Origin of the sequence: Dyadobacter sp., from assembly GCF_051859145.1 — a bacterium.
GTDB lineage: Bacteria > Bacteroidota > Bacteroidia > Cytophagales > Spirosomataceae > Dyadobacter.
Window position 1 is genome coordinate 1 of sequence record NZ_JBHYGF010000464.1, and the last position, 2925, is coordinate 2925.

The window sequence follows — 2925 nt, forward strand, 5'->3', positions numbered from 1 at the left end:
CTTTGGCGCGCAGGAAGTCCATTAACCCCAGAAAACCGTAGGCTTTTTGCAGGTCCGGAACAAATGGCCGGAGCTGACTGGTCAGTTCAAGCAGTATCCGGTTGATCTCGCGACGTTCTTCATATTCGAGCTCGCGGATTTCATTATTGGATTCAAAAACGTCCGTAGGTTCAATGAAAACCGTTTGTCCGGTCGCAGATTCATCGTGGATAAATCCTTTCAGCTTCCTTTTGTGTTCAGCCGCAACAGGAATTACCATTCTTCCATTGCGAACTGTCAGTGAAACATCGTCACCAATCCAGCCGCTGCTCCGCGCCGATTTCAGGATTGTATCCAGCTTTTTACGGATTCCCGCCTGTTCCGAAATCAGCCTCTTTCTAATGCGGGACAGTTCGCTGGAAGCCGAATCGCGGATTTGTCCCCGGTCATCGATAATGCGGTCAATCGCGTCGGTAATCGATTTGTCGACTTTAATGGTTTTCGCATACTCGCCCAGAATAGGGTAGATATCGGGTTCCTGGCTTTCAAAGAAGCGCAGACATAGCTTGATCGTGAGCAGAGAAACTTTCAGGTCAGAAAACTCAGCCTGCGTCAGCAACATTCCTTCTATTGCTGCGCGTTTGAGGTAAGGTGTTGCGTCTATATAGTTCTGGGAAGGGAAATTCTCTCCGATTTCCAGGATTCGCTGCATCTCCGCCGTCTGGCTGACGAGCTTTTCTACCAAAGTAAAATTCTCCGAAAACTTGATCTTTTCCACAAAAGCTTGTCCCAGCGTGCTGATACAAGCCTCCTTCAATCGCTCCCGAAGTTTATCAAAACCTAATTTTTGTTCTAGTGTATTGGGGTAAAGCATTTATTTGGCTTGCGGATTTTTTTGTTAAATAAAGGTACTTCGGCTTTCGGCAGTCGGCTTTCGGCTTTTTGATCTTTTTAATTTCTCACAAGTATGAATTTGCGTAGTAAGGTTTGATTGCCGACAGCCGACAGCCGACAGCCGACAGCCGACAGCCAACAGCCCCCTAAAATATTCCCCTGATCTCCTCCTTCAGCACCTTCAATGCATGCGAGGCTGGCTGTACTTCTTTTTCGATTACATGTGAAAAGATTTTTTTAGCCAGGTCAGAAGGTGGGGCTTCGGCGGTCACTTCGGTGGCTGCCTGGTTGATAACCGCAACTGTTTCATTCATTGCATTGGTAATCTGCTCCCAGGCGTGCGTGCTCATGTACAGTTGCTGCGCCACATTATGGTTGTATTCATCCCTGATTTCCTGCAAAAGAATCTGCTGCAATTCCAGCGCGCTCATTGCCGATGGTACCAGTCTCAACAACAAATTACTCGGTGTGATACGTTCAAGAAAGAGACACATACGTTCGTACGCCTGTAATCTCAGGGGAAGTGTGATCTCGACGTTTTTGCTTCTGATATCCAGTTTCTTTCTTTCAAAAATCTTGTCGGCTACTGTGGTGATAGTCATGTAAATGCCGAAAGTGACAATCCCACCCAGTAGCAAAAAGGCTAATATAAGCTGATATTCCATATTCAAATGTTAATTTTCGATCCAAAAACGAACTGCAAAATTAGCGGATTGCCAGAATAAGCGGCTATTTATTTAAGCCAGCCAAATGGAACGGGGAGCGCCGCTGTTTAGTTTTTATCCGAACGAGTATCTGCATTCAAATGGAAAGTCCGATTCAACTTACAGACAACGCAAGGCTGGAAATAAAATCTACACTGGAAGCAAACAAGATTCCCGACACCTACGGACTGCGGGTAGGGTTGCGCGGAGGCGCTTGCAGCGGCACCTTTCTGCTCGGATTTGACACAGCAACAGAATTTGACCAGACTTACCTCGTGGAAGGAATCAAGGTGATCATAGACCGTCGCCACCTGATGTACGTGATCGGAGTATCGGTTGATTATGAAGAAGGCGTGAACGGGAGCGGCTATACGGTTTCAGCCAATGACAGGAACATGAAGTAAGTAAATCTGTTATTCTTCAATTGTAACGTGTTTCCAGTTTTCGCCTGAACGGATCCGGTTAAGCTGCGTATGCGTAATCCCGAATTGCTTCGCGATCATTTTAAGCCGGTTATTGTCATTTTTAAGCAGCTTTTTGATGATACGTACTTTGCTTTCCGTCAACTTGTAATTCTTGGTACGTCGCGGGATCACACGGTTAATGAATGCCGGATTTTCGCGGTTATGCTCGATCATTTCAGCCTTCGTAACCCATTTCAGATTCTCGTAGTAGTTGTTCTGTTTTTCAAAGTCAATATGTATAACGAAGTTATGTTCTGCGTCAGCTTTTTCTACAAAGTGCTCAGCTACAAGCTTGTGTACATAACGATTGATTGTTTTTCCTCCCGCAACCCTGATATTAAGCGATCTGTATCCCTGGATAACTGATCCTTTAATGACCACTCCCTCCTTCGGATTGTTCTGAAAGCTTTTCAGCCTGCCATAATTGGATACTTTGTAATGAGGAGCGTTCTCGATTTCGTCGAAATTAATTTTTGCCCACTTTTCGTTCCAGAAACTCCGACTTACATTTAACTCATTCATTGTGTTAAGGATATATTATTAGGTTTTTTCAGGTTGCATTTAAATCTGCCGCTTCGGCTGGTTATACACTGTGCGGGAAACATTTTTGCAATCTTTTGCTGTTGCTATAAGTGTTGCCTTGCGGGGTTTACACATTTACATTCATCAAAAACTATAAAAATGAAACGTACGCTCATCATCGGCGCTACTGCCAATCCAACCAGGTACGCATATCTGGCTGCTCAGAAACTCAGGAATTACGGTCACCCGATCTTGTTACTCGGCCGGAGAAAAGGTTCGGCGTTGGGAGAGGAGATACATCTTGAAAAGACAGACTGGGAAGACGTGGATACCGTTACATTATACATTAACCCGAGCCACCA

Annotated in this window: 4 protein-coding genes and 1 pseudogene; 2 read left to right on the forward strand and 3 right to left on the reverse strand. The window is 45.1% G+C overall.

The features are described 5' to 3' along the window. Both ACTIE6_RS21940 and ACTIE6_RS21945 read right to left on the reverse strand, forming a co-directional pair. Positions 1–853 (reverse strand): annotated as a pseudogene (locus ACTIE6_RS21940) (endonuclease MutS2); the annotation flags it as partial. Between the two features lie 166 nt (positions 854–1019). Then, positions 1020–1538 carry a hypothetical protein gene (locus ACTIE6_RS21945; protein WP_439558671.1) on the reverse strand — a complete coding sequence of 173 codons (519 nt, stop codon included), beginning with the start codon at positions 1536–1538 and terminating at the stop codon, positions 1020–1022. Positions 1539–1678: 140 nt separating this feature from the next. Between ACTIE6_RS21945 and ACTIE6_RS21950 the strand changes: the two genes are divergently transcribed. Next, the gene (locus tag ACTIE6_RS21950) at positions 1679–1981 is read left to right on the forward strand and encodes a HesB/IscA family protein (protein ID WP_439558672.1); all 303 of its coding nucleotides are present in this window, start codon (positions 1679–1681) and stop codon (positions 1979–1981) included. A 9-nt stretch (positions 1982–1990) separates the two neighbouring features. Here ACTIE6_RS21950 and ACTIE6_RS21955 read toward each other — a convergent pair whose 3' ends face one another. Continuing rightward, complete coding sequence (locus ACTIE6_RS21955) at positions 1991–2563, reverse strand: HNH endonuclease (protein ID WP_439558673.1); 573 nt, start codon at positions 2561–2563, stop codon at positions 1991–1993. 159 nt (positions 2564–2722) lie between these two features. Between ACTIE6_RS21955 and ACTIE6_RS21960 the strand changes: the two genes are divergently transcribed. Further along, positions 2723–2925: CoA-binding protein (locus tag ACTIE6_RS21960; RefSeq protein WP_439558674.1), on the forward strand; the 203-nt coding region annotated here is incomplete at its 3' end.

What these genes read in the sequence shown, in the direction of transcription:
- ACTIE6_RS21945 (WP_439558671.1), bottom strand. Translation starts at nt 1,538, where the DNA reads ATGGAATATCAGCTTATATTAGCCTTTTTGCTACTGGGTGGGATTGTC.
- ACTIE6_RS21950 (WP_439558672.1), top strand. Translation starts at nt 1,679, where the DNA reads ATGGAAAGTCCGATTCAACTTACAGACAACGCAAGGCTGGAAATAAAA.
- ACTIE6_RS21955 (WP_439558673.1), bottom strand. Translation starts at nt 2,563, where the DNA reads ATGAATGAGTTAAATGTAAGTCGGAGTTTCTGGAACGAAAAGTGGGCA.